This is a genomic window from Rhodococcus sp. P4_F3_2 (genome assembly GCF_056401335.1).
The window spans coordinates 1-447 of sequence record NZ_JBFUJN010000204.1 but is presented as its reverse complement, the minus strand read 5'-3'; the positions used below and the strand labels follow the sequence as shown (position 1 = coordinate 447).

At 29.5% G+C, this 447-nt stretch carries 1 protein-coding gene; it reads left to right on the top strand.

What is annotated here, in order from left to right:
* The coding region (locus tag AC1DWA_RS33420) for a type II toxin-antitoxin system death-on-curing family toxin (RefSeq protein WP_477917786.1) at positions 1 to 261 on the top strand (261 nt) is incomplete at its 5' end.
* Between the last annotated feature and the right edge of the window lie 186 nt (positions 262 to 447).

Here is a 447-nt window from a genome sequence, read left to right as displayed (position 1 = left end):
CAACAAACAGTATTTGGTGAAGATGCTTATCCCGATATATATAGCAAGGCAGCTGCTTTATTTGAATCAGTGGCAAAAAACCATTCATTTGAAAATGCAAATAAACGCACCAGCTTAGCTGCTATGGTTATCTTTTTACGTTTAAATGGTATTAAACTTAAAATGGAACAAAAACAAGCAGAGGATTTAACAGTAGATATGTTTCTAGGCAAATATTCATTTAAAGAATTAATAGATATAATTAAAAATCATTGCGTATAAATATTATAAAAAAATATTGCAGCTTAAAAGCTTAATCCAATTTGGATTAAGCTTTTTTGGTTTCTATAGAATTCATTGTGGTGTGACAAGATGTCGCTTTTATCTAGTATTACTTTTCATTGTTTTCTTATTATGAGGATGCCTAGAATGAGTTCGATGTTAAATTCTCGCACCAATAAATGTTTC